The sequence below is a fragment of the Variovorax boronicumulans genome (genome assembly GCF_040544675.1).
Lineage (GTDB): Bacteria > Pseudomonadota > Gammaproteobacteria > Burkholderiales > Burkholderiaceae_C > Variovorax > Variovorax boronicumulans_D.
In genome coordinates, this window is record NZ_JBEPKK010000005.1 from 320,801 (window position 1) to 344,238 (window position 23,438).

Genomic DNA, 23,438 nt, shown 5'->3' on the forward strand with positions numbered 1-23,438 from the left:
ATGCAAGCAATGTGCCAGCCGAAAATGTCCAATGAGCAGGCACTGCCAAGCGCTGGTAGCTAGCCGCTCTTCCCATGGAGCCAGAGGGCCGCAACGAAACAGCCGCCATCAACTTCACGACAAGCGCCCGGTCTGCGGTACGGCCCCACCGGCCCCTCTGCGCCGCCGAGGAGCGCAGCGTTTCGCGGATCAGGGCTTGCAGCTGTTTGAGCCGAAGGCGAGTTCTGCAAGCCCCCGCGAGACGCGAGCACCGCAGGGAAGCCCGAAGGGCCGGCGCAGTGGGGCCGGTGGGGCCGTACCGCAGACCGGGCGCTCCCCAAGAAGAAGCGCGCTTATATGAGTGCCGCTGCCCTAACCCCAGGGGAGAGGGAGCCAAACCTCAGAGAGAGGACCAAACCTCACCCCCGCTTGGCGCTGCGGTAAAGGCTCTCGACCTTCGGGATGTTCGCTTCCAGCTTCGAGATGCGGTCCGTCCCACTCGGATGGGTCGACAGGAAGCTCAGCCCGCCCTGCCTCTTCGAGGCTGCGGCCATCTTGTTCCACAGCGACACCGAAGCCTTCGGGTCGTAGCCCGCGCGCGCCGCGAGCTCCAGGCCCACGAGGTCGGCCTCCGTCTCGTCGCTGCGGCTGAACTTCAGCGCAATGAGCTGCGTGCCCGCGCGGGCCGCCAGGTCGCCGACCTGCCCCCACCCCATCAGCTGCGCGCCCATCGACAACACCGCGCCCGTGCCCGCCGTCTTGGCCATGCGCGCGCGGGCATGCTCGCGCAGCGCGTGCGCCATCTCATGCCCCATCACCATCGCGACCTCGTCGTCGCTGAGCTTGAGCTCCTCCAGGATGCCGGTGAAAAAGGCGATCTTGCCGCCGGGCATGCAAAAGGCGTTGATCTGCTTGCTGCCCAGCAGGTTGACCTCCCACTTCCAATCGCGCGCCCGCGTGTTCCACGGCGTGGCAAAGGGAATGAGCCGCTGCGCGATGGTGCGCAGCCGCTGCAACTGCGGGTTGTTGTCGCCGGCCAGCGCGCCCTTGGTGCGCGCCTGCGCGAGCAACTGGCCGTACTGCTGCACGCCGGCCGCCTCGATCTTCTCCGCGGGCACAAGGTTGCGCGCCACCGAGGCGTTGCCGACATTGACCTGCGCCAGCACTTGGCCGCTCAAGGCCGCGCCGGCAGCGCCCGCCGCGGCCAACAGGAAAGCCCGCCGTGGCTGCCACGGCGAAGCGGCAGCGGGGGTTGCAGAGATAAGGCGTTCGCATCGCAGGCACATAGGGAGCGGATCATAGGAACAAATGGAGACGACCGGGAAGGCCGATTCCCCCGGCGGCTCATGGACAATCCGGGGCTCATGTCCGCCACGCCCGCAGAAACCCCCACCGCCCCCAAACCGCCCTGGCGCGATGCCCTGAAGGTCTACCTCGAGCCCGCCACCCTGCGCATGCTGGCGCTGGGCTTTTCCGCCGGGCTGCCGCTGCTGCTGGTGCTGGGCACCCTGAGCTTTCGGCTGCGCGAAGCAGGCATCGACCGCACCACCATCGGCTACCTCAGCTGGGTCGGCCTGGCCTACGGCTTCAAATGGGTGTGGGCGCCGCTGGTCGACCGGCTGCCGCTGCCCCCGCTCACCACGCTGCTCGGGCGGCGGCGCGGCTGGCTGCTGCTGGCACAGGGCCTGGTCGTCGCAGGGCTGATCGGCATGGCGATGAACGATCCGCGCAACGGGCTCACGCCGCTCATCTGGTGCGCCCTGCTGGTGGCCTTCGGCTCGGCCACGCAGGACATCGCGCTCGACGCCTTCCGCATCGAATCGGCCGAGACACGCAAGCAGGCCGCGCTCGCCGCCGCCTACCAGACCGGCTACCGCCTCGCGATGATCTGGGCCGGCGCCGGCGTGCTGTGGGTCGCGGCCTGGGCCGAGGTGGCGCCCGCGGTGGCCGCCACCGGCGCGGCGGCCTACCAGAACGGCGCCTGGAGAACGGCCTACCTCGTCATGGCCGCCTCGATGGCCGTGGGCGTGCTCACGGTGCTGCTGTCGCCGGAGCCCCTGCGGCGCGAGCTGCCCAAGGCCAGGAACGCGGCCGAGTGGCTGCGGAACGTGCTGATCGACCCCTTTGCCGACTTCATCCGCCGCTACAAATGGCAGGCCGCGCTGATCCTGGCGCTGATCGCCGTCTACCGCATCAGCGACGTGGTGATGGGCATCATGGCCAACCCCTTCTACGTGGACATGGGCTTCACCAAAGATGAGGTCGCCACGGTCAGCAAGATCTACGGCGTGATCATGACGCTGGCCGGCGCCTTCATCGGCGGCGTGCTGTCGATGCGCCTGGGCGTGATGCGCGTGCTGATGCTGGGCGCGGTGCTCAGCGCCGCGAGCAACCTGCTGTTCGCCTGGCTGGCCTCGCGCGGGCACGACCTGACGGCGCTGATCGCGGTGGTCTCGGCCGACAACCTGGCCGGCGGCATCGCCTCGGCGGCCTTCATCGCCTACCTGTCGAGCCTGACCAACATCAGCTACTCGGCCACGCAGTACGCGCTGTTCAGCTCGCTGATGCTGCTGCTGCCCAAGTTCATCGCAGGTTATTCGGGCGTTTTCGTCGATGCCTACGGCTACAGCCAGTTCTTCACCGCCACCGCGCTGCTGGGCGTGCCCGTGCTGGTGCTGGTGGGCTTGGCTTCCCGGCTGACGACAACAACAACCACCACGACCACAAGCGCCGCCGACCGTCAATAGGGCCCCGCCTCGGTGCGATCTATAGGAAACAGCCGACGCGGCCCCGCGCGCTCTGCTGGTAGGCTTTCACGTTCATTGCGTGAAAATTACGCTTTGAGAAATTGACGGTTTCTCCGCCACGCCATTCCGCCTGCCGTTCGCCCCCAACATCCATCGTGCCTTCCCGCATTTCCCCTCTCCAGATCACCGCCTACACGGCCACTTCGGCCGTCGGCATCGGCAAGGCGCCGCTCGCCGATGCGCTGGAGCACTCGCGCAGCGGCCTGCGCACCAACGATTTCGGCAAGGACCCGCTGCCCACGTACATCGGCCGCGTCGAAGGGCTGGAAGACCTCCGCCTGCCCGAGGCGCAGGCCGGCTGGGACTGCCGCAACAACCGGCTCGCCTGGCTGGGCCTGCAGGCCGACGGCTTCATCGAGGCCGTGGCGGCAGCGCGCGAGAAGTACGGTGCCTCGCGCGTCGCGCTGATCCTGGGCACCTCGACTTCCAGCATCGGCGAGACCGAACTGGCCTACACCCAGCTGGACGCCGACGGTCTGTTCCAGCCGGAGCAGCGCCGCCCCGCGGTGCACACGCCCCATTCGCTGGCCATGTTCGTGCAGGAAGTGCTGGGCCTGGAAGGCCCCAACGAAACGATTTCCACGGCCTGCTCTTCCAGCGCCAAGGTGTTCGCCTCGGCCGAGCGGCTGATTCGCCTGGGCCTGGCCGACGCGGCCGTGGTGGGCGGGGCGGACACGCTCTGCGGCAGCGTGCTGTTCGGCTTCAACTCGCTCGAACTGGTTTCCAGCGCGCCCTGCCGCCCCTTCGACGCCGAGCGCAACGGCATCAGCCTGGGCGAGGCGGCCGGCTTCGCGCTGGTGGAGCGGGTGCAGGCCGGCGCGGCCGCGTCGCCGCTGCGCCTCCTGGGCTACGGCGAAGCCAGCGACGCGCACCACATGTCGACGCCCCATCCCGAGGGCCTGGGCGCCGAACGCGCGCTCGACGATGCGCTGGCGCGCGCCGGCCTCGCCCCCGAGGCGATCGACTACATCAACATGCACGGCACCGCGAGCCAGAAGAACGACGAGGTCGAGGGCGCGCTGGTGGCGCGCCGCTTCCCCGCCACCACGCACGCGAGCTCGACCAAGGGCTTCATGGGCCACACGCTGGGCGCGGCCGGCATCGTGGAGGCGGTGATCTGCCTCCTGGCGATCGAGCGCGGCCTGAAGCCGGGCACCGTCAACACCGGCACCATCGACGCAGGCTTCGGCCCGCAGATCCGCCTGGCGCCCGAGCATGGCGAGGTGCGCCATGCGCTGTCCAACTCCTTCGGCTTCGGCGGCAACAACTGCTCGCTGGTGTTCGGCAAGGCGGATGCGGCATGAGCAGCATCCCCAAGCCCCCCACCCTCTACATCGAAGGCCCGGCCTTCTGGACGCCCACGCTTCCCGGCTGGGACGCCGCGCGCGCGGCTTTCCGCGGCGAGGGCGCGCTGACCGATCCGCCGGCCAAGCGCCCGGCGCCGCAGGTGCTGGCCCCGGCCGAGCGCCGCCGCGCGCCCGACACCGTGGCGCTGGCGCTCGAAGTGGCCGCCGCCGCCATGGCCGCCTCGGGCCGGCAGGCGGCCGACGTGCCCTGCGTGTTCGTCTCGGCGCACGGCGACCTCTCGATCAACGACTACATGTGCAGCACGCTCGCGACCGACCCCACGGTGCTGTCGCCCACGCGCTTTCACAACTCGGTGCACAACGCGGCCGTGGGCTACTGGACCATCGGCACCGGCTGCATGGCGGCCAGCAACTCGATCTCCGCCTTCGAAAACAGCTTTGCAGCCGGCCTGCTCGAGGCGGCCGTGCAATGCGCGGCCGACCAGACCCCGGTGCTGCTGGTGGGCTACGACACGCCCACGGTGGGCCCGCTGACCTCGGCAACCGACAGCCAAGGGCTTCTGGCGGTGGCGATGGTGATCGCGCCGGAGCGCAGCGAGCGCAGCGTGGCCGCGCTGGACTGGTCCGTGGCCGGCCACGGCGCCGGTTCGACCGAAGCGGCCTCCACCTACACGCTGCCGCGCTCGGAGGCGGCAAAGTCGCTGGTTGGCCTCAACCCGATGGCGCAGGCGCTCGGCCTCTTCGAGTCGCTGGCGCAACTGGACGGCAATGCGGGCCCGCCCGTAGCATTGCCACTCTCTCCCACACTGTCGCTGCAATTGCATCTGCGGCCACCTCTCAAGGACTGACACCATGAACGACGCTGCGCTGGATTCATTTGACGCAGTGATCATGGGAGGCGGCCTTGCCGGGCTCACGCTCGCAATCCAGCTGAAGCAGCGCTTTGCCGACCTGAACGTGCTGGTGCTGGAGCGCCGCACACACCCGGTGCCGCACGCCGCCCACAAGGTGGGCGAATCGTCGGTCGAGATCGGGGCGCACTACTTTGACACGGTGCTGGGCCTCAAGGCCCACATGGACGAGGCCCAGCTGCGCAAGTTCGGCTTTCGCTTCTTCTTCAGCGAAGGCCGAAGCGACATCGACAACGTCACCGAGATCGGCGCGAGCCGCTACCTGTCGGTGCCCAGCTACCAGATCGACCGCGGCATCTTCGAGAACTTTTTGGCGCACGAGGCCACCCGGTGCGGCGTGCAATTTGTCGACAGCGCACTGGTACGGCGCATCGACCTGGCCGAGGACGCGGCAACGCCGCACCACATCGAATGGACGCGCGGCGATCACACGCAACGCACCCAGGCCCGCTGGCTGATCGATGCCTGCGGCCGGGCCGGCATGCTCAAGCGCAAGCTGGGCCTGGCGCAGCCCAACGCGCACGACGTGAACGCCGTGTGGTTTCGCATCGGCGAGCGCATTTCGGTGGACGACTGGAGCGACAGCACCGAATGGCGCGAGCGCTGCAACCCGCAGGCACGCTGGCTGTCGACCAACCACCTGGTGGGCGCGGGCTACTGGGCTTGGCTGATTCCGCTGGCTTCGGGTTCGCACTCGGTGGGCATCGTGGCCGACCCCAAGCTGCACCCGCTGGACACCATCGACACCTTCGAGAAAGCCATGGCGTGGTTCGCCGTCTACCAGCCGCGCCTGTACGAGGCGCTGGACGGCAAGCGCCACCTGCTGCAGGACTTTGCGTTCCTCAAGCACTTCTCGCACGGCTGCAAGCAGGTGTTTTCGGGCAAGCGCTGGGCGATGACGGGCGAGGCGGGGCTCTTTCTGGACCCCTTCTATTCGCCGGGCAGCGACTTCATCGCCATCGGCAACACCTACATCACCGATCTCATCGCGCAGGACCGCGCCGGGCGCCCGCTGGAAGCGCGGGCGCAGCTGTACGACCAGATCTACCACTCGTTCTACGAGAGCACGCTGGCCCTCTACCAGGACCAGTACCCGCTGTTCGGCGACCCCGAAGTGCTGCCGGTGAAGGTGATCTGGGACTACGCCTACTACTGGGGCGTGCTTTCGCAGATCTTCTTCCACCGGCGCCTGACCGACCTGCCGGTGCTGGGCAGCCTCAAGGACGAGATGCAGCACTGCCAGCGCCTGAACCTTGCCGTGCAGCGGTTGATGCGCGACTGGTCGGCATCGAGCGACAAGCGCAACCCGGCCGTGATGCTCGACCAGGCCGCCATGCCGTGGTTTGCCGAGCTCAACCGCAGCCTGCAGGACACGCTGGACGACGCCGGCTTCAAGGCCCGCATCCGCGCCTCGACCGCCCTGCTGCGCCAGCTGGCCGGCGAGATCCTCGCGCGGGCGCGGGCCGCCGACCCCCATGTGGATGCCGCCGAGCTGCTGGCCCTTCTCGAAGAAAAACTCAAGGTACCTCCCGTCGCCACCGGCCACGGCGCTATGCTTTTCGCAGCACCCTCGGTTGACATGCTCGCCTGAGGTTTACCCAACTTTACGGAGCGTTCAAGCCCGCTTGCTCGCCGTGGACGACCATGAAGCGCATGAGCACCCCCCAACTCCTGATGATCGAAGACGACGCCCGCCTGGCGCAGATGGTGGGCGAATACCTGACGCAGTCGGGCTTCGCCTTCAACCACGCCGGTGACGGCGCCAGCGGCCTCGAACAGCTGCAGCAGCACGCCCCCGACCTGGTGATCCTGGACCTGATGCTGCCCGACACCGACGGGCTCGAAGTGTGCCGCCGCATCCGCGCCCTGCCCGGCCCCATGGCCAAGGTGTCGGTGCTGATGCTCACCGCCAAGGGCGATCCGATGGACCGCATCATCGGCCTGGAGATCGGCGCCGACGACTACCTGCCCAAGCCCTTCGAGCCGCGCGAGTTGCTCGCGCGCATCCGTGCCGTGCTGCGCCGGCGCAGCGAGAACGCCACCGACACCGAGGCCTCCACCGTGATGCGCTTCGGCACGCTGGAGATCGACCGCAACGCGCGCACCGTGTCGGTGGCCGGCGCGCTGGCCGACCTGACCTCCTACCAGTTCGACCTGTTGGTGGCGATGGCCGAGCGCGCGGGCCGTGTGCTCACGCGCGACCAGATCATGGAAGCCGTGCGCGGCCGCGAGCTCGAAGCCTTCGACCGCTCGATCGATGTGCACATGGGCCGCATCCGAGCGGCCATCGAGGTCGATGCGAAGAACCCGAAGCGCATCTTGACCGTGCGCGGCGTGGGCTACGTGTTCGCCAAGCAGCAGGACTAGAAGATGTCGGCCCCCCGGCTTTTCACTCGCTGCGCTCCGTGTAATTCGCCACCCCCCATGGGGGAGGCGCGGCTCGCCTTGGGGCGGCCCGGCGGCGGCCGCATGGCGTCGTCATGAAAAATCTGTACTCCCGGCACCTGTACGTCCGCATCTGGCTGGCGGTGGTGGGTGGCGTGTTCATCCTCACGCTGATGGCCAACTGGATCGTGCGCGAGGCGGCCGAGGCCGAGCGCGAGCGCCTGGCACCGGTGCCGCGCAATGTGATCGTGCTCGATGCGCAGGACAAGACCATCGGCGCCGGCACCGCGTTGCGCGTGCCGGGCCAGGGGCTGGAGTTCGACGTGACGCTGAGCGACGGCAAGGCCATCACGCTGCGCGTGGCGCCGCGCGAACGGCCCACCGGCAGCGGCGGCTTTGCGCCATGGCGCACACCGTTCGGGCTGGGCTGGATGATCGCGCTGGTGGGCGTGGCGGTGGCGCTGGGCGTCTACCCCATCGTGCGGCGCATCACGCAGCGGCTCGAAACACTGCAGCGCGGCGTTCAAAAATGGGGCGAGGGGGATCTCTCGGTGCGCGTGGCCGAAGAAGGGCAAGACGAAGTGACAGATCTCTCCAGACGATTCAACGCATCGGCCGAACGCATCGAGCAACTGGTGCGCTCGCACAAGTCGCTGCTGGCCAACGCATCGCACGAACTGCGCTCGCCGCTCACCCGCATCCGCATGGGGCTGGAGCTGATGGGCGATCACCCGAGCCCGAAGGCGCGCGAAGAGATTTCGCGCAACATCGGCGAACTCGACCAGCTGATCGACGAGATCCTGCTGGCCAGCCGGCTGGACGCCAGCGAAGCCGACATGGGCACCATCGAGGCGGTGGACCTGACCGGCCTGGCCGCCGAGGAATGCGCGCAGGTGAACGCCGAGCTCGACCTGGCCGCCGGCACCGACAACGCGACGCTCACCGTGCCGGGCGTCTCGCGCCTGCTGCGCCGCGCGATCCGCAACCTGCTGGAAAACGCCCGCCGCTACGGCGCCGGCGAAATCAGCGTCGAGTTGGGCAGCGCCAACGGCTTTGCCACGGTGCGCGTCAACGACCGTGGCCCCGGCGTGCCGCCCGCCCTGCGCGAGCGCATCTTCGAGCCCTTCTATCGCCTGCCCGGTGCCAGCGAGCGCAACGGCGGCGTGGGCCTGGGGCTGGCGCTGGTCAAGTCGATTGCCGAGCGGCACGGCGGCAGCGTGCGTTGCGAAGACGCGCCGGGGGGCGGCGCGAGCTTCGTGATCCGCCTGCCGGCGAGAGCGCCCGCCCACTGATACGCCCCAATCCCTTTCGAGGGGCGCTCCACGCGGTCAGGTTGGGGCCATGGGCCGCACCTAAAATCCCGGGCCTATGCAGAGATCGCACATCGTTCGGCCCGCGGCCATGTTCTGGGGGCTGGTGGTGTTCATGCCGGTCGGCGTCACCTACCTGTCGGCCATCCTTCTCCTGGTGACGATGCTGGTCGCGGGCGGCGCGAAAGAGCGCTTTGCCCGCTTGCGCGCCAACCCGCTGTGGTGGCCGGTGATGGCCTATGTCGCCTGGACGCTTGTCGTGCTGGCCTTGCGGCCGCATTACCCGCAGACACCGTCCAACCTCTTTCACGGCCTGCGCATCGCAGCGACCCTGCTGATGGCCATGGCGCTCGCGCGCGAGGAAGCCGTGTGGGCGCTGCGCGGCTTCCTCGCGATGGCGGCGGTCAACATCGTGATGATCGCGCTCTACTACACGGTGGGCTTCCCGATGCTGGAGCCCTGGCGCGGCGTGCTGATCCTGATCGGCAACAAGTCGATCAGCAACGCGCTGCTCTTCACCATCGTTGCGGCCACGGCGGCGGTCTACGGCATTTCGCAGATGGTCGCGCACAGGCCGTGGCGCGCCATCCCGGCGTTCGCGGTGGTGCTGGCGGTGGTGGCCATCATCACCCTCACGCTGCCCTCGCGCACCTCGCTGCTCGCGCTGCTGCTGGTGATTCCCGCCGCTTGCGTTCACCAGTGGCGCCGCCAGCTCAGGACGCTGGCGGTGGCGCTCGTCGCGGTGGTTGTGGTGCTGGGCGCGGGCGTCTCGCAGCTGCCGTCAGTGCAGCAGAAATTTGCGCTGGGCGTTCAGGAGATCGAGGCGGCGCAGGGCGGCGTGGTGTCCGAAGGCAGCTGGGTGGTTCGCTACTACATGTACCGCGACACGGCCCGCATGATCATCGACAAGCCGCTCGCCGGCTGGGGCATCGGCGGCTGGACCGACCAATGGCACAAGCGCGGCCCGGCGCTGCTGGCCGACTACAACATGCCGCACAACGACTTTCTCTGGATGGGCGCGCAGGCCGGCTTGCCCGGGCTGCTGGCCTTGCTGGTCATCATGGTGAGTGCGGTGTGGCAGGCCTGGCGCCGGCCCGACCTGGCGGGCCGCTATGCCTTTGCCGCCACCTTGATTGCGCTCATCGCCACCAGCGTCAATTCGGCGCTGCGAGACGCGCAGATCGGACTGGCCTTGCTGTGGATCGCCATGGTGTTCCTGCGGCTCGCGCAGGAAACGCAAGACCCTGCGCCCTGGCGCGACCTGTGGCCGCGCAGGCGGGTTGCTGCGAACGAGACCGCGCTGCCCAACGTCCTGGCGCCCTGACGCAGCCTCAGTGCCGCGACGACACGGTCTCGCCGGCCTTCAGCCGGTATACCGTGCCGCAGTACGGGCACTTGGCTTCGCCGGTGCGTGCCACATCGAGGTAGACCTTCGGGTGGTTGTCCCAGAGCTGCATGTCCGCCTTGGGGCTGGGGCAGAACACGCCGCCCTGATGGTTGAGCTCCTTGGCCAGGAGCTCGACGACTGCGTTGGTAGGCATGGGTTTCTCAGACTTTCGTGAGCCAGTGGGCGTACTTGGGGTTCTTGCCGTTCACGATGTCGAAGAAGGCAGACTGGATTTTCTCGGTGATCGGGCCGCGCGAGCCGCCGTCGCCGCGGTTGCCGATCTCGATGCGGTCGAGTTCGCGGATGGGCGTCACTTCGGCGGCGGTGCCGGTGAAGAAGGCCTCGTCCGAGATGTAGACCTCGTCGCGCGTGATGCGCTTTTGCACCAGCTCAAGGCCCAGGTCCTTGCAGATGTGCAGGATCGTGTTGCGCGTGATGCCGTTGAGCGCGCCGGCCGACAGGTCGGGCGTGTAGACCACGCCGCCCTTGATCACGAAGATGTTCTCGCCCGCGCCTTCCGACACGAAGCCGCTCGCGTCGAGCAGCAGCGCTTCGTCGTAGCCGTCGTCCAGCGCTTCCATGTTGGCCAGGATGGAGTTCGTGTAGTTGCTCACCGACTTGGCCTGCGTCATCGTGATGTTGACGTGGTGGCGGGTGTAGCTCGATGTCTTCACGCGGATGCCGCGGCGCATGCCTTCTTCGCCGAGGTAGGCGCCCCAGGACCAGGCCGCGACCATGGCGTGGATCTTGTTGCCCTTGGGGCTCACGCCGAGCTTTTCGGAGCCGATCCAGATCAGCGGACGCAGGTAGCAGCTCTCGAGCTTGTTCTCGCGCACGACCTGCTTCTGGGCTTCGTTCAGCTGCTCCTGCGAGAAGGGGATCTTCATGCGCAGGATCTTGGCGCTGTTGAACAGGCGCTCGGTGTGCTCGGCCAGGCGGAAGATCGCGGTGCTGCCGTCTGCCGTCTTGTAGGCGCGCACGCCCTCGAAGGCGCCGCAGCCGTAGTGCAGCGTGTGGCTCAGCACGTGGATCTTGGCATCGCGCCAGTTCACGAGTTCGCCGTCCATCCAGATCTTGCCGTCACGGTCGTCCAGCGAGGGGGGGATCGAGCTCATTTCCTGATTCCTTTGGGAGCGGTGTGGGGGGTGCGACAGAGGGGGAAGTCGCAAAAGCTTTCGATTTTACGGCCGAGGCCGGAACCGGGTGCCCGACAATGGCCGGTTGTCCCAACCAGTGGAAAAAGGGTTTCCGTGTCCGTATTCAAGAACGTCATCGTCTATCGCATCGAACCGACCTGGTCCCAAACATTGTCAGAGGCGGAAGAAGGGCTAGGCAAGCACCGCTTCGAGCCCTGCGGCCCCTCGCAGGAAAAGTCCGCCGGCTGGGCCGAGCCCCGCGGCGAGGCCAACGGGCCGCTGGTCGAATCCATCGACGGCCAGTGGCTCGTCGAATACATGGTCGAGAGCAAGACCGTGCCGGGCTCGGTGGTGCGCCGCAAGCTGGACGAGCGCTGCGCGCAGATCGAGGCCACCACCGGCCGCAAGCCCGGCAAGAAGGAAAAGAAGGAGCTCAAGGAAGACATCACCCTGGAGCTGCTGCCCATGGCCTTCACGCGCACCGCCCGCGTGGCCGTGTGGATCGATCAGGCCGAACGCCGCCTGGTGATCAACAGCGCCAATGCCGCGCGCGCCGACGAAGTGGTCACCAGCCTGGTGAAGTCGCTCGACGGCTTTGCCGTGGCACTGATCAACACGCAGATCGAGCCGGCCGCCGCCATGGCCGACTGGCTGCTGACGCAGGAGCCGCCGGCCGGCTTCACCATCGACCGCGAGTGCGAGCTCAAGGCGTCGGACGAGTCGAAGGCCGTGGTGCGCTATGCCAAGCACCCGCTGGACATCGAGGAAGTGCAAAAGCACATCACCGACGGCAAGCGCCCCACGCGCCTGGCGCTCACCTGGGACGACCGCGTGTCGTTCGAACTCACGCACGGCATGCTGATCCGCAAGATCGTGTTCCTCGAAGGCACGGGCGACGGCGCGGCCGGCGGCAAGAAGGAAGACAACTTCGACGCCGACGTGGCCATCGCCACGGGCGAACTCGGCCAGCTGGTGCCGGCGCTGCTCGATGCACTGGGCGGCGAGGCGGCATTCTCCGCTGCGCCTGCCGACGAAAAAGCTTCCAAACCGGCAACCGCTGCGGTTGCGGCACCTGCGGCAAAGACCCCGGCCGATGCCGCCGAGGAAGCAGAAGAAGACGCGCCGTTCTGACGACGCGGCCTGATCAGCTCGCCGGCGTCTGGGTCTGGTCTTCGGACGGTGGCGCCTCGGGCCGGGTCAGCGTCCAGCTTTGCAGCTTGCCGCCGTTGAACACGGCGTCTACATACGAGCCGCCGGTGTCCGTCCAGCGGTAGATCTCGGGCTGCTCGTCCTGTGGCGAACGCAGTTCGCCCAGGGCGCGCGTCATGGCCATGACGTGCATCAGGTTCACGCCCTGCTTGAGCTTGGCATTGAGCATCACCGCGCTGGCGACATAGCCCACCGGCCGGTCGGCGGCTCGCTTGAGCACTTGCATCGCGCGGTTGAAGTGCAGCAGCAAAAACATCACGATGGCTCCGCCGGTCAGCGCGACACCGGCCCAGCCATAGCTGCGCCATGCCAGGCCTAGAAGAACGATGGCACCCACGGGCACCAGAAATTTCTGGAAATTCATGGCGCGCATTGTCGCCTCGCGATCCCGGAGAACGCGCGAGGGGTAGCCGCGATGGCTACCACCGGGCGCGCGGCGCGGTACTCATTGCGAAAAGCACGAGAGCGCAGCCGGGCCTCGCGCACATTCCATTTCACGGGCATCGGCCCGGGCCACTGAAAAGCGTATGACCATTCCGCGTTCCGTCACATTCGTTCGCCTCACCCTTGCCGCCGCGCTCACGGCCACCGTATTGAGCGGTTGCTATGTGGTGCCTATCGCACAACCCGCACCCGCGGTGCCGCCTTCGCAGGCCTATGCCGTTGCACCGGGACCGATTGCGCAGAGCTTCAGTGCACGCCTGTATCCGTCGAACGCCGAAGCGGCGCGCTACGGAACCGTGGCAGGCACGGTGACCAACGACATGAACGGCCGCGGCCATTTCAACGCGCAGATCGGCGGTGAGCAGTTTCAGGGAGAGGCGACCCGGGTTGCCGGCTCGCGAAGTGCCGGTGTGGCCAACGCCAGCGGCAATCGCGGCGGCAACCTGAGTTGCCAGTACACGATGAACTCGGCCACCTTGGGCAGCGGCCAATGCGTGCTCAACAGCGGGCCGGCGTTCACGATGCACATCGGGGGATAGGGAGGGTAGCCCGGCGCGTCACTGGCGCGCCGGGCATTTTTTCTCGAGAAGAATCAATCGAGGCGGCGGACGATGTCCATCGCCTCTTCGATGCGTTCGACGGCGTGGATCGTCAAGCCTTCGATTTCCTTGGCGCCCTTGCGCGGCGCATTCGCCTTGGGCACCACGGCCACGCTGAACCCGAGCTTGGCCGCTTCGCGCAGACGCTCCTGCCCGCGCGGCGCGGGGCGCACTTCACCGGCCAGGCCCACTTCACCGAAGGCGATGAAGCCCTTGGGCAGCGGCTTGCCGCGCAGGCTCGAGGTGATGGCGAGCATCACGGCCAGGTCGGCCGCGGGTTCGCTGATGCGCACGCCGCCCACTGCATTCACGAACACGTCCTGATCCATGCAGGCCACGCCCGCGTGGCGGTGCAGCACGGCCAGCAGCATCGCGAGCCGGTCGCGGTCCAGACCCACCGACAGGCGCCGCGGGCTGGGCCCGCCGTTGTCAACCAGCGCCTGGATTTCCACCAGCATCGGCCGGGTGCCCTCGAGCGTGACCAGCACCACGCTGCCGGGCACCGGCTCGGCATGCTGGCTCAGGAAGATCGCGCTCGGATTGGCCACGCCCTTGAGGCCACGCTCGGTCATCGCGAACACGCCGATCTCGTTGACCGCGCCGAAACGGTTCTTGATGGCCCGCACCAGGCGAAAGCTCGAATGCGTGTCGCCTTCGAAATACAGCACCGTGTCGACCATGTGCTCGAGCACGCGCGGGCCTGCGAGCGCGCCCTCTTTGGTGACGTGGCCCACCAGCACCACGGCCGTGCCGCTGGTCTTGGCAAAGCGCGTGAGATGGGCCGCACATTCGCGCACCTGCGCCACCGATCCGGGGGCCGAGGTGAGCTGGTCGGAATACACCGTCTGGATCGAGTCGATCACCGCAATCGCGGGCCGCGTGGCATCGAGCGTGGCGATGATTTTTTCAAGCTGGATCTCGGCGAGCACCTGCACCTGCGAGTGATCGAGCCCGAGCCGCCTGGAGCGCAGCGCCACCTGTGCGCCGCTTTCTTCGCCGGTGACATAAAGCGCGTTCTGTCCCGCGCGCTGCAGCGCATCGACCGCCTGCAGCAGCAGCGTCGACTTGCCGATGCCCGGATCGCCGCCGATGAGCGTCACGCCGCCCGAGACGATGCCGCCGCCCAGCACGCGGTCGAGCTCGTCGATGCCGGTGGGCGTGCGCGCGATGTCTGTCGCCTCGATCTCCGAGAGCGTGGCCAGTTCGGAGACGCCCGCCAGTGGCGAGAACTGCGTGCCGAAGCGGTTGTTGGCCGGTGCGTTGCTGCCGGCCATCTGTTCGATCAGTGTGTTCCAGGCGCCGCAGCTCGGGCATTTGCCGAGCCACTTGGGGCTGGTGCCGCCGCATTCACTGCAGACGAAAAGAGATTTGTCCTTGGCCATGGGACGAGTTTAGGTGTCCGCACAAACCCTGATGACGGGTGGCTAGGAAAGAAATCATGAATCATTTAACATGTTAAGTAATTCGACGAGGAACCGTTCTTGAGCACCACGTTCACCCACCGCAATTTGCCGCGCCTGCTGCTGCAGGCCCGCGAAGCCGTGATGGCCCACACGCGGCCCAGCCTGCGCGAGCACGCGCTGTCCGACCAGCAATGGCGCGTGCTGCGCGTGCTCGGCGAGCACGGCGCGGTCGACACCGGGCGCGTGGCGCGCGAGGCCTTCATCCTCGGCCCCAGCCTCACCGGCGTGCTCGCGCGCATGGAGCGCGACAACCTAATCACCCGTGCACGCGACCCCGCCGACCAGCGCCGCACCGTGGTCGAGGCCACGCCGCACGGCATGAAGCTGGTCAAGCGCCTGGGCACCAGCATCGAGGCCCACTACGACTGGATGGAGAAGTCGCTCGGCAAGGCCAAGCTCACGCAGCTCTACGGACTGCTCGACGAACTGATCGCACTGGAGCAGCCCTCATGAGCACCGCGCATTTCCTTCCGACCGGCACGGTGTACGGCACGCTGCTGAACTTCCGCGCGGAGGTCGAGGCGCTCGCGCCGCAGATGACCGAGCCGCCCTACAAGGCGCCGCCGAAAGCGCCGGTGCTTTATGTGAAGACCGCCAACACCTGGAGCCCGCACGGCAGCGCCATCGCGGTGCCTTCGTCGGTGCCCGAAGTGGAGGTCGGCGCGAGCATCGGCATGGTGATCGGTGCCGAAGGCGATGTCGAAGGCTTCGTGCTGATGAACGACCTCTCGATTCCGCACGCGAGCTACTTTCGCCCGCCAGTCAAGTTCAAGTGCGTCGATGGCTTCCTGGGCATCGGTCCGGCGCTGCGCGATGCACAGGACGTGGCCGACCCCGCGGACTTCCGCGTCGAGGTGCGTATCAACGACGAACTGAAGCAGTCGCTCGACTTCTCGCAGCTTGTGCGTCCGGCGCAGCAACTTTTGGCCGACGTCGGCGACTTCATGACGCTCGCGCACGGCGATGTGCTGATGCTGGGCTGCGACGCAGGCCGACCGCTGGCACGCGCGGGCGACCGCGTCGAGATCTCCGCCCAGGGCTTCGAGACTCTGATCAACACGCTGGTGCAGGAGGCAGTCGCATGAAGCACGCACGCGTCATTTTCGAAGGCCGCGAACACACCGGCATCGCCCACGAATTCAACGGCCAGCCCGACGCCGCCGTGCGCCTCGAAGATGGCCGCGTCGTGCCGCAGGAGCAGCTCGTCTGGCTGCCGCCGCTCGCACCCACCGCGCGGCCGCGCACCATCCTCGCGCTCGGCCTCAACTATGCGGACCACGCGAAGGAACTCGAATTCAAGGCGCCCGAAGAACCGCTGGTGTTCGTCAAGGGCCAGAGCACTTTGATCGGCCACCGCCAGCACACGCATCGCCCGGCCGGCGTGCAGTTCATGCACTACGAATGCGAGCTCGCCATCGTGGTCGGCAAGACCGCGAAGAACGTGAAGCGTGACGACGCCTACGACTTCATCGGCGGCTACACGGTGGCCAACGACTACGCGATCCGCGACTACCTGGAGAACTGGTACCGCCCCAACCTGCGCGTGAAGAACCGCGACACCTGCACGCCGCTGGGCCCCTGGTTCGTCGATGCGGCCGACGTTCCCGACCCCATGGCACTCGCGCTGCGCACCACCGTGAACGGCACCGTCACGCAGCAAGGCAACACGCGCGACATGATCTTCGATGCGCCCTTCCTCATCGAATACTTCAGCCGCTTCATGACGCTCTCGCCCGGCGACCTGATCCTCACGGGCACGCCCGACGGCGTGGTCGATTGCAAGCCGGGCGACGTGATCGTCACCGAGATCGAGCACATCGGCGCGCTGGTCAACACGATCGACGCGTCCTGATTTTTTCTGTCACACCTACAAAACCAGCGGAGACAAACGCCATGAACGCCAGAAAGAAAACACTCGCCGCCGCCCTCGTGGCACTCACCGCCTCGATGCTCGCGCTCGATGCGCCGGCGCAGACGGCCACCTACCCCACCAAGCCCGTGCGCTGGGTGGTGGGCTATCCGGCCGGCGGCGGCACCGACTTTCTCGCGCGCACGGTCGGCGCGCAGGTCTCGCAGCAGATCGGCCAGCCGGTGCTGGTCGACAACAAGCCGGGCGCGGGCGCGATCATCGCGTCGGAGAACGTCGCGCGCTCGCCGGGCGACGGCTACACCGTGTTCTCGGCCGACAACGGCGTGCTGGTCTACAACCCCGCGCTCTACAAGAAGCTGCCCTACGACGCCGAGAAAGACTTCGCGCTCGTCGGCATGATGGGCCGCTCGCCGCTCGTCATCACCGCCGCGCCCAACGCCGGAGTGGCCGACGCGAAGGCGCTCATCACCGCGCTGAAGGCATCGCCCGGCAAGTTCAGCATCGCGACGCCCGGCACCGGCAGCCCGCATCACCTGGCGATGGAGCTGTTCCAGCGCGAAGCCGGCGTGTCGATGCTGCATGTGCCCTACAAGGGCGGCGCGCCCGCATTGCAGGACCTCATGGGCGGACAGGTGCCGCTGATGATGCTCGACCTGCCCAGCGGCGTGAGCGCCGTGAAGGCCGGCAAGGTCGTGCCGCTGCTGGCGATGTCGGCCGAGCGCATTCCGCAACTGCCCAACGTGCCCACCGCCAAGGAACTGGGCTACGCCAACGTCGAGGCCTACACCTGGCAAGGCATGGTGACACCCGCGGCCACGCCGAAGGAAGTGCAGGCCAGGCTCGGCACCGAGCTGCAGAAGGCCATGGGCGATGCCGGCGTGAAGCAGAAGCTCTATGACGCCGGCTGGGAGGCACGCCCCGCCGACGCCACTGAAATGACGCGCTACGCCGATGCGGAGCGCAAGAAATGGCAGGCCTTGATCAAGGCGCGCGACATCAAGCTCGATTGAACCGGACACACCCTCCATGCAACAGATCAACCACCTCATCGGCGGCAAGTCCGTCACCGGCACGGCCTGCTTCGAAACCGTCAACCCCGCCACGCAGGAGGTGCTGGCCGAGGTCGCCTCGGGCGGCGAGGCCGAGGTGAACGCGGCCGTGGCCGCCGCCAAGGAAGCCTTTCCGAAGTGGGCCGGCATGCCCGCGCCGGAACGCGCCAAGCTCATCCGCAAGCTCGGCGACCTCATCGCCGCGCACGTGCCCGAGATCGCTCAGACCGAAACCAACGACTGCGGCCAGGTCATCGCACAGACCGGCAAGCAGCTGATTCCGCGCGCGGCCGACAACTTCTATTACTTTGCCGAGATGTGCACGCGCGTGGACGGCCACACCTACCCCACGCCCACGCACCTGAACTACACGCTGTTCCATCCGGTGGGCGTGTGCGCGCTCATCAGCCCGTGGAACGTGCCCTTCATGACCGCCACCTGGAAGGTCGCGCCCTGCCTCGCCTTCGGCAACACCGCGGTGCTGAAGATGAGCGAGCTCTCGCCGCTCACCGCCGCGCGCCTGGGCGAACTGGCGCTCGAAGCCGGCATTCCGCCCGGCGTGCTGAATCTGGTGCACGGCTACGGCAAGGAAGCCGGCGAGCCACTGGTGGCGCACCCCGACGTGCGCGCCATTTCATTCACCGGCTCCACCGCCACCGGCAACCGCATCGTGAAGAGCGCGGGCCTCAAGAAGTTCAGCATGGAACTTGGCGGCAAGAGCCCCTTCGTGATCTTCGAAGACGCCGACCTCGACCGCGCGCTCGACGCGGCCGTGTTCATGATCTTCAGCAACAACGGCGAGCGCTGCACGGCCGGCTCGCGCATCCTGGTGCAGCAGTCGATCTACGCGGATTTCGCCGCGAAGTTCGCCGAGCGTGCGAAGCGCATCACCGTGGGCGACCCGCTCGACGGGAAGACCATCGTCGGCCCGATGATCTCGCAGGCCCACCTGGCCAAGGTGCGCAGCTACATCGAGCTCGGCCCGAAAGAGGGCGCGACCCTCTTGTGCGGCGGCCTCGATGCACCATCGATGCTGCCGGATCGCGTCAAGAAGGGCAACTACGTGATGCCCACCGTCTTCGCCGACGTCGACAACCGCATGAAGATCGCGCAGGAAGAAATCTTCGGTCCGGTCGCCTGCCTGATCCCGTTCAAGGACGAGGCCGACGCGATCCGCCTGGCCAACGACATCGCCTACGGCCTCAGCAGCTACGTGTGGACCGAGAACATCGGCAAGGCCCATCGCGTGGCTGCCGCAGTGGAAGCCGGCATGTGCTTCGTCAACAGCCAGAACGTGCGTGACCTGCGCCAGCCCTTCGGCGGCACCAAAGCCTCGGGCACGGGCCGCGAAGGCGGCACCTGGAGCTACGAAGTGTTCTGCGAACCGAAGAACATCGCGGTGTCGATGGGCTCGCACCACATTCCGCACTGGGGCGTTTGAGATGAAGACGGGCCTCTGGTTTCTGAATGCCGTGCGGTGGGCGCGCTGTTCAGGGCGCGCTCGCGCCGACGGGGTACTCTGCTCCGCGAATGTCCCCCGGCCTGCGGCCTCCTCCTTTATTTCGCTGCGCAGAGCACCCCATCGACGCGAGCGTTATTCAGGGCGGTCGTTGATCGTCAATGCACCGGCAGCGTGCCCTGTGACGAGAGCATCGGGTGCTCCCCGCAGCGAAATCAAGGAGGAGGCGAAGCCGGGGGACATTCGCGGAGGGGAGCACCCGATGTTCTCGTCACTCGCCCCGAACGCGCTACGGCAACAACAACGCGACAGCGCATCGACATGAGCCTCTACGCCATGCAGAAATTCCTGTTCGCGCTCAACCGCGATCCCGAGGTGCAGCGCCGCTATGCCGAAGGCGGCGACGCGCGCACGGCACTGCTGGGCGCGTATGACTTCAACGACGAAGAGCGCGAAGCCATCGCCACCGGCGACATCGGCAAGCTCTACGTGCTCGGCTGCAACGGTCAGTTGCTGATGCACTTTGCGCCGCTGCTCGGCATCGCATGGGCCGACTATCTCGAAGCAATGCGAGAAGGCGTGCGCAAATACGGCCCCGTGCGCGCAGGCATCTATGCAATGACAACCGGAACCGACGAGAAAGTGGCAGGCGTATGAGTCTCGTATTCGCAGGCGTGTGCAGCCACGCCCCCGGCATCACCGGCCGCGCGCACCTCGCCGACCCGGCGGTCAAGGACGAGTTCCACGCGCAGTTCCATCGCTTCGGCGAGGCGATGCGCGCGACGAAACCCGACGCGGTGATCGTCATCGCCGCCGAGCACTTCGCCAACTTCTTCATGAACAACATGCCGGCCTACGCCATCGGCATGGCCGACAGCTACGAAGGCCCGATCGAGGACCCGAAGTGGCTCGGCATCGAGAAGCACACCATCCCCGGCGACGCCGCGCTCTCGCAGCGCCTGATCCGCGAAGTGATGCAGACGGTGGACGTGGCCTATGCGGAAGAATGGAAGTTCGACCACGGCATCATGGTGCCGCTGCACTTTCTCACGCCGAACTTCGACACCAAGGTGATCCCCGTGAACATCAACTGCCAGGGCCCGCCGCTCACGCCGCTGCACCGTGCCTGGGCCTTCGGCGAAGCCTTGCGCCGCGCTTGCGACAAGGCGCCCGAGCGCATTGCGCTGGTGGGCACGGGCGGCATCTCGCACTGGCCGGCCACGCCCGATTCGGGCAAGGTGAATGCCGAGTGGGACGCCGAGTTCATGCGCCGCTGGTGCGCCAACGACCGCGAAGCGCTGCTCTCGCAGGACGACTACGGCGACGACGCCACCTACCGCGAAGCGGGCCAGGGCGGCTTCGAGATCCGCACATTCCTGAGCGTAGCCGCGGCCGCGCGCGGCAAGGGCGAGATCTTCCACATGAAGGCCATCCCGATCTTCGCGGTGACATGCACCGCGGCGACGATGTCCATCGAATGAACTGGAAACGCACATGCCGCACCTGGTGATCCTGTACACGCCGAATATCGAGGCCGAGACCGACATGTCGGCGCTGTGTCGCACGCTCGCCGACACCATGCTCGCGCAGCGCGACGAAACCGGCAAGCCGGTGTTCCCCATCGGCGGCACGCGCGTGCTGGCCTACCCCGCTGCGCACCATGCGGTGGCTGACGGCAAGGCCGACTACGCCTTCGTGTACCTCAACCTCCGCATGGCCGCGGGCCGCTCCGAGGCCGTGAAGAAAAAGGCCGGCGACGAACTGCTGGCCGACGTGCGCACGCATTTCGCGCCGATCTTTGACCAGCGCCACATCGGCATCACGCTGCAGATCGACGAAAGCCCGGGGCAGGTGTACGACGGCAAGCACAGCAACCTGCATCCCCTGTTCAACAAGCCATAAGAAAAAACGAGCCGCCATGCTTTCACCATCCGTCATTGCCCAGCTGGCCGCGGAACTGCACGAGAGCGAGAAATCGCGCGTGCAGGTCGAACACTTCTCCAAGCGCTTTCCCGAGATGACCGTGGAGGACGGCTACGCCATCTCGCGCGAGTGGGTGAAGATGAAGATCGCCGAAGGCCGCACGGTGAAGGGCCACAAGATCGGCCTCACCTCGCGCGCGATGCAGCAGTCCAGCCAGATCGACGAGCCCGACTACGGCACGCTGCTGGACGACATGTTCTTCGAGCAGGGCGGCGACATTCCCTTCACGCGCTTCATCGCGCCACGCATCGAGGTGGAGCTGGCCTTCATCCTCGGCAAGAAGCTGCAGGGGCCGAACGTGACGATCTTCGACGTGCTGGCCGCCACCGACTACGTGGTGCCCGCCATCGAGATCATCGATGCGCGCATCGAGCAGTTCGACCGCCACACCAAGGCGCCGCGCAAGGTGTTCGACACCATCTCCGACAACGCGGCCAATGCAGGCATCGTGATGGGCGGCCGGCCGGTGAAGCCCGATGCAGTTGACCTGCGCTGGGTGAGCGCCCTGCTCTACAAGAACGGCGTGATCGAAGAGACGGGCGTGGCCGCGGGCGTGCTCAACCATCCGGCCACCGGCGTGGCGTGGCTCGCGAACAAGCTCGCGCCGTGGGACGAATGCCTCGAAGCCGGCGAAGTGGTGCTGAGCGGCTCCTTCACGCGCCCGACCACCGCGCTGCCGGGCGACACCTTCCACGCCGACTACGGCCCGCTCGGCGCCATCTCTTTTCGTCTTGTCTGAAAGAACACCTTCATGCACACCCCCATCAACACCTTCAAGCAGGCCATGCAGGCCGGCCAGCAAAAAATCGGCCTCTGGGTCGGCCTCGCCGACGGCTACGTCGCCGAGATCCTCGCGGGTTGCGGCTACGACTGGCTGCTGGTCGACGGCGAACACGCGCCCAACGATGTGCGCTCGGTGCTCGGGCAGCTGCAGGGCATCTCCAGCACGTGGTCGGCACAGCCCGAATCGGAGCGCTCGCACCCCGTCGTGCGCATCCCGACGGGCGACACCACGCTGATCAAGCAGTACCTGGACATCGGCGCGCAGACGCTGCTGGTGCCCATGGTCGACACCGCCGAGCAGGCCGCGCGGCTGGTGCAGGGCATGCGCTATCCGCCCGAGGGCATTCGCGGCATGGGCAGTGCGCTGGCGCGCGCCTCGCGCTGGCAGGCCTACCCCGACTACCTGCTCGAAGCCAATGCGCAGACCTGCCTGCTGGTGCAAGCGGAGACGGTCGAGGCGATGAAGAACCTGGACGCGATCGCCGCCACGCCGGGCGTGGACGGCGTGTTCATCGGGCCGGCCGACCTGTCGGCGTCGATGGGCTTCGTGGGCCAGCCCAACCATCCCGAGGTGCAGGCGGTGATCGCCGACGCCATCGCGCGCATCCTCAAGGCCGGCAAGGCGCCGGGCATTCTCTCGACCACCGAGGAGCAGGCGCGCAAGTGGCTCGCGGCCGGCGCGCTGTTCGTGGCCGTGGGGGTAGACACCATCGTGCTCACGGCCGCGGCGAAGCAGCTGGCGGCCAAATACAAGAACGCCGCGAGCGCGGTGACGCCCAACGGCTACTGATCCTCTTGCACCCTCTTCTTCACTCCCGGAGCCCCAGATGCAACGCATGACCCTGACAGCCATGGCAGCAACCGCCACCCTCTTCGTCGCAGCCTGCGCCCAACCGGGCAAGGCCCCCATTGCGCAGGCGCAGCAGGAGGCCAACCGCCAGACGGTGCTCGCCTTCTACGAAAAGGGCCTCAACCAGAAGGACGCCGATGCGGCCCTGCAGTACGTGGGCAACCGCTATGTGCAGCACAACCCCACGGCAGGCGACGGCCCCGAGGGCTTTCGCAAGTTCGTCGGCTTCCTGCGCGAGAAGTTTCCCAAGTCGCGCGGCGACATCAAGCGCTCCTTTGTCGACGGCGACTACGTGATCCTGCATGTCCACGCGGTACGCGAACCCGGCACGCGCGGCAGCGCCATCGTGGACATCTTCAAGCTGGAGAACGGCAAGATCGTCGAGCACTGGGATGTGATCCAGCCGGTGCCTGAGACCGCCGCCAACAAGAACGGGATGTTCTGACGACGAACTCGCCGGACAAAGAATCGTGTCGCAGCGCTCAAAACGTGAGGTAAACGCGGGGG

At 67.2% G+C, this 23,438-nt stretch carries 25 protein-coding genes; 20 read left to right on the forward strand and 5 right to left on the reverse strand.

The genetic code is table 11. The annotated features are described in order from the left end of the window. Window positions 1-398: 398 nt before the first annotated feature. Window positions 399-1,265 carry a M48 family metallopeptidase gene (locus ABIC90_RS12160; protein ID WP_354354367.1) on the reverse strand — a complete coding sequence of 289 codons (867 nt, stop codon included), beginning with the start codon at window positions 1,263-1,265 and terminating at the stop codon, window positions 399-401. A 60-nt stretch (window positions 1,266-1,325) separates the two neighbouring features. On the opposite strand from ABIC90_RS12160, the gene ABIC90_RS12165 reads away from it, so the two are divergent. The 7 genes from ABIC90_RS12165 (at window position 1,326) to ABIC90_RS12195 (ending at window position 10,023) form a co-directional block, all read left to right on the forward strand. Then, the gene (locus tag ABIC90_RS12165; RefSeq protein WP_436318201.1) at window positions 1,326-2,726 is read left to right on the forward strand and encodes an AmpG family muropeptide MFS transporter; all 1,401 of its coding nucleotides are present in this window, start codon (window positions 1,326-1,328) and stop codon (window positions 2,724-2,726) included. Window positions 2,727-2,881: 155 nt separating this feature from the next. Beyond that, a complete protein-coding gene (locus ABIC90_RS12170) occupies window positions 2,882-4,090 on the forward strand; it encodes a beta-ketoacyl-[acyl-carrier-protein] synthase family protein (protein WP_354354369.1) in 1,209 nt (402 codons plus the stop codon). Further along, entirely contained in the window at window positions 4,087-4,941 is an 855-nt protein-coding gene (locus tag ABIC90_RS12175; protein ID WP_354354370.1) for a beta-ketoacyl synthase chain length factor, read from the forward strand. The genes ABIC90_RS12170 and ABIC90_RS12175 overlap by 4 nt, the downstream gene beginning before the upstream one ends. 4 nt (window positions 4,942-4,945) lie before the next feature. Continuing rightward, on the forward strand, window positions 4,946-6,595 hold the full coding sequence (locus ABIC90_RS12180) for an NAD(P)/FAD-dependent oxidoreductase (protein ID WP_354354371.1): 1,650 nt from the start codon (window positions 4,946-4,948) through the stop codon (window positions 6,593-6,595). A 53-nt stretch (window positions 6,596-6,648) separates the two neighbouring features. Continuing rightward, window positions 6,649-7,371, forward strand: a complete 723-nt coding sequence (locus ABIC90_RS12185) for a response regulator transcription factor (RefSeq protein WP_354354372.1) — start codon at window positions 6,649-6,651, stop codon at window positions 7,369-7,371. 113 nt (window positions 7,372-7,484) lie between these two features. After that, window positions 7,485-8,681: an ATP-binding protein gene (locus tag ABIC90_RS12190; RefSeq protein WP_354354373.1), complete on the forward strand. Its 1,197-nt coding sequence runs from the start codon at window positions 7,485-7,487 to the stop codon at window positions 8,679-8,681. 76 nt (window positions 8,682-8,757) lie between these two features. Further along, window positions 8,758-10,023, forward strand: a complete 1,266-nt coding sequence (locus tag ABIC90_RS12195) for an O-antigen ligase family protein (protein WP_354354374.1) — start codon at window positions 8,758-8,760, stop codon at window positions 10,021-10,023. 7 nt (window positions 10,024-10,030) lie between these two features. On the opposite strand, the gene ABIC90_RS12200 is transcribed toward ABIC90_RS12195, so the two are convergent. Both ABIC90_RS12200 and ABIC90_RS12205 read right to left on the reverse strand, forming a co-directional pair. Then, the gene (locus ABIC90_RS12200) at window positions 10,031-10,240 is read right to left on the reverse strand and encodes a zinc-finger domain-containing protein (protein WP_354354375.1); all 210 of its coding nucleotides are present in this window, start codon (window positions 10,238-10,240) and stop codon (window positions 10,031-10,033) included. Between the two features lie 7 nt (window positions 10,241-10,247). Then, the gene (locus tag ABIC90_RS12205) at window positions 10,248-11,201 is read right to left on the reverse strand and encodes a branched-chain amino acid transaminase (protein ID WP_354354376.1); all 954 of its coding nucleotides are present in this window, start codon (window positions 11,199-11,201) and stop codon (window positions 10,248-10,250) included. Between the two features lie 135 nt (window positions 11,202-11,336). On the opposite strand from ABIC90_RS12205, the gene ABIC90_RS12210 reads away from it, so the two are divergent. Continuing rightward, window positions 11,337-12,353, forward strand: a complete 1,017-nt coding sequence (locus tag ABIC90_RS12210; RefSeq protein WP_354354377.1) for a recombination-associated protein RdgC — start codon at window positions 11,337-11,339, stop codon at window positions 12,351-12,353. Between the two features lie 13 nt (window positions 12,354-12,366). Here ABIC90_RS12210 and ABIC90_RS12215 read toward each other — a convergent pair whose 3' ends face one another. Then, window positions 12,367-12,804 carry a glycerate kinase gene (locus ABIC90_RS12215; protein ID WP_354354378.1) on the reverse strand — a complete coding sequence of 146 codons (438 nt, stop codon included), beginning with the start codon at window positions 12,802-12,804 and terminating at the stop codon, window positions 12,367-12,369. Between the two features lie 154 nt (window positions 12,805-12,958). Here ABIC90_RS12215 and ABIC90_RS12220 point away from each other — a divergent pair, with 154 nt between their 5' ends. Beyond that, the gene (locus ABIC90_RS12220; protein WP_354354379.1) at window positions 12,959-13,414 is read left to right on the forward strand and encodes a hypothetical protein; all 456 of its coding nucleotides are present in this window, start codon (window positions 12,959-12,961) and stop codon (window positions 13,412-13,414) included. A 53-nt stretch (window positions 13,415-13,467) separates the two neighbouring features. Here ABIC90_RS12220 and radA read toward each other — a convergent pair whose 3' ends face one another. Continuing rightward, the gene (gene radA / locus ABIC90_RS12225) at window positions 13,468-14,856 is read right to left on the reverse strand and encodes a DNA repair protein RadA (protein WP_354354380.1); all 1,389 of its coding nucleotides are present in this window, start codon (window positions 14,854-14,856) and stop codon (window positions 13,468-13,470) included. Window positions 14,857-14,955: 99 nt separating this feature from the next. On the opposite strand from radA, the gene hpaR reads away from it, so the two are divergent. The 11 genes from hpaR to ABIC90_RS12280 all read left to right on the forward strand — a co-directional run bounded on the left by hpaR (window position 14,956) and on the right by ABIC90_RS12280 (window position 23,376). Then, window positions 14,956-15,390: a homoprotocatechuate degradation operon regulator HpaR gene (gene hpaR / locus ABIC90_RS12230; RefSeq protein WP_013538719.1), complete on the forward strand. Its 435-nt coding sequence runs from the start codon at window positions 14,956-14,958 to the stop codon at window positions 15,388-15,390. Next, window positions 15,387-16,022 carry a fumarylacetoacetate hydrolase family protein gene (locus ABIC90_RS12235; RefSeq protein ID WP_354354381.1) on the forward strand — a complete coding sequence of 212 codons (636 nt, stop codon included), beginning with the start codon at window positions 15,387-15,389 and terminating at the stop codon, window positions 16,020-16,022. Before hpaR ends, ABIC90_RS12235 begins: the two co-directional genes overlap by 4 nt. After that, the gene (locus ABIC90_RS12240; protein WP_354354382.1) at window positions 16,019-16,789 is read left to right on the forward strand and encodes a fumarylacetoacetate hydrolase family protein; all 771 of its coding nucleotides are present in this window, start codon (window positions 16,019-16,021) and stop codon (window positions 16,787-16,789) included. Before ABIC90_RS12235 ends, ABIC90_RS12240 begins: the two co-directional genes overlap by 4 nt. A 41-nt stretch (window positions 16,790-16,830) precedes the next feature. Continuing rightward, entirely contained in the window at window positions 16,831-17,817 is a 987-nt protein-coding gene (locus tag ABIC90_RS12245) for a Bug family tripartite tricarboxylate transporter substrate binding protein (RefSeq protein WP_354354383.1), read from the forward strand. Window positions 17,818-17,833: 16 nt separating this feature from the next. Further along, window positions 17,834-19,297 (forward strand): 5-carboxymethyl-2-hydroxymuconate semialdehyde dehydrogenase, encoded by a 1,464-nt coding sequence (gene hpaE, locus ABIC90_RS12250; protein WP_354354384.1) that lies wholly within the window; start codon window positions 17,834-17,836, stop codon window positions 19,295-19,297. A 339-nt stretch (window positions 19,298-19,636) separates the two neighbouring features. Further along, window positions 19,637-19,972, forward strand: a complete 336-nt coding sequence (locus ABIC90_RS12255) for an aromatic ring-opening dioxygenase subunit LigA (protein ID WP_354354385.1) — start codon at window positions 19,637-19,639, stop codon at window positions 19,970-19,972. After that, window positions 19,969-20,796 carry an extradiol ring-cleavage dioxygenase gene (locus ABIC90_RS12260; protein WP_354354386.1) on the forward strand — a complete coding sequence of 276 codons (828 nt, stop codon included), beginning with the start codon at window positions 19,969-19,971 and terminating at the stop codon, window positions 20,794-20,796. The genes ABIC90_RS12255 and ABIC90_RS12260 overlap by 4 nt, the downstream gene beginning before the upstream one ends. A 13-nt stretch (window positions 20,797-20,809) precedes the next feature. Next, window positions 20,810-21,217: a 5-carboxymethyl-2-hydroxymuconate Delta-isomerase gene (locus ABIC90_RS12265; RefSeq protein WP_354354387.1), complete on the forward strand. Its 408-nt coding sequence runs from the start codon at window positions 20,810-20,812 to the stop codon at window positions 21,215-21,217. A gap of 16 nt (window positions 21,218-21,233) precedes the next feature. Then, a complete protein-coding gene (gene hpaH, locus ABIC90_RS12270) occupies window positions 21,234-22,037 on the forward strand; it encodes a 2-oxo-hept-4-ene-1,7-dioate hydratase (RefSeq protein ID WP_354354388.1) in 804 nt (267 codons plus the stop codon). A 12-nt stretch (window positions 22,038-22,049) separates the two neighbouring features. Continuing rightward, on the forward strand, window positions 22,050-22,871 hold the full coding sequence (hpaI, locus tag ABIC90_RS12275) for a 4-hydroxy-2-oxoheptanedioate aldolase (protein ID WP_354354389.1): 822 nt from the start codon (window positions 22,050-22,052) through the stop codon (window positions 22,869-22,871). Window positions 22,872-22,908: 37 nt separating this feature from the next. Continuing rightward, entirely contained in the window at window positions 22,909-23,376 is a 468-nt protein-coding gene (locus ABIC90_RS12280; RefSeq protein WP_354354390.1) for a nuclear transport factor 2 family protein, read from the forward strand. Window positions 23,377-23,438 lie beyond the last annotated feature (62 nt).

Coding starts and splice junctions, on each gene's coding strand:
- ABIC90_RS12190 (WP_354354373.1), top strand. CDS start 7,485: ATGAAAAATCTGTACTCCCGGCACCTGTACGTCCGCATCTGGCTGGCG.
- ABIC90_RS12185 (WP_354354372.1), top strand. CDS start 6,649: ATGAAGCGCATGAGCACCCCCCAACTCCTGATGATCGAAGACGACGCC.
- ABIC90_RS12260 (WP_354354386.1), top strand. CDS start 19,969: ATGAGTCTCGTATTCGCAGGCGTGTGCAGCCACGCCCCCGGCATCACC.
- ABIC90_RS12280 (WP_354354390.1), top strand. CDS start 22,909: ATGCAACGCATGACCCTGACAGCCATGGCAGCAACCGCCACCCTCTTC.
- ABIC90_RS12220 (WP_354354379.1), top strand. CDS start 12,959: ATGACCATTCCGCGTTCCGTCACATTCGTTCGCCTCACCCTTGCCGCC.
- ABIC90_RS12165 (WP_436318201.1), top strand. CDS start 1,326: ATGGACAATCCGGGGCTCATGTCCGCCACGCCCGCAGAAACCCCCACC.
- ABIC90_RS12175 (WP_354354370.1), top strand. CDS start 4,087: ATGAGCAGCATCCCCAAGCCCCCCACCCTCTACATCGAAGGCCCGGCC.
- ABIC90_RS12255 (WP_354354385.1), top strand. CDS start 19,637: ATGAGCCTCTACGCCATGCAGAAATTCCTGTTCGCGCTCAACCGCGAT.
- ABIC90_RS12160 (WP_354354367.1), bottom strand. CDS start 1,265: ATGTGCCTGCGATGCGAACGCCTTATCTCTGCAACCCCCGCTGCCGCT.
- hpaE (WP_354354384.1), top strand. CDS start 17,834: ATGCAACAGATCAACCACCTCATCGGCGGCAAGTCCGTCACCGGCACG.
- hpaI (WP_354354389.1), top strand. CDS start 22,050: ATGCACACCCCCATCAACACCTTCAAGCAGGCCATGCAGGCCGGCCAG.
- radA (WP_354354380.1), bottom strand. CDS start 14,856: ATGGCCAAGGACAAATCTCTTTTCGTCTGCAGTGAATGCGGCGGCACC.
- ABIC90_RS12195 (WP_354354374.1), top strand. CDS start 8,758: ATGCAGAGATCGCACATCGTTCGGCCCGCGGCCATGTTCTGGGGGCTG.
- ABIC90_RS12245 (WP_354354383.1), top strand. CDS start 16,831: ATGAACGCCAGAAAGAAAACACTCGCCGCCGCCCTCGTGGCACTCACC.
- ABIC90_RS12205 (WP_354354376.1), bottom strand. CDS start 11,201: ATGAGCTCGATCCCCCCCTCGCTGGACGACCGTGACGGCAAGATCTGG.
- ABIC90_RS12200 (WP_354354375.1), bottom strand. CDS start 10,240: ATGCCTACCAACGCAGTCGTCGAGCTCCTGGCCAAGGAGCTCAACCAT.
- ABIC90_RS12215 (WP_354354378.1), bottom strand. CDS start 12,804: ATGCGCGCCATGAATTTCCAGAAATTTCTGGTGCCCGTGGGTGCCATC.
- hpaH (WP_354354388.1), top strand. CDS start 21,234: ATGCTTTCACCATCCGTCATTGCCCAGCTGGCCGCGGAACTGCACGAG.
- ABIC90_RS12240 (WP_354354382.1), top strand. CDS start 16,019: ATGAAGCACGCACGCGTCATTTTCGAAGGCCGCGAACACACCGGCATC.
- ABIC90_RS12265 (WP_354354387.1), top strand. CDS start 20,810: ATGCCGCACCTGGTGATCCTGTACACGCCGAATATCGAGGCCGAGACC.
- ABIC90_RS12235 (WP_354354381.1), top strand. CDS start 15,387: ATGAGCACCGCGCATTTCCTTCCGACCGGCACGGTGTACGGCACGCTG.
- ABIC90_RS12180 (WP_354354371.1), top strand. CDS start 4,946: ATGAACGACGCTGCGCTGGATTCATTTGACGCAGTGATCATGGGAGGC.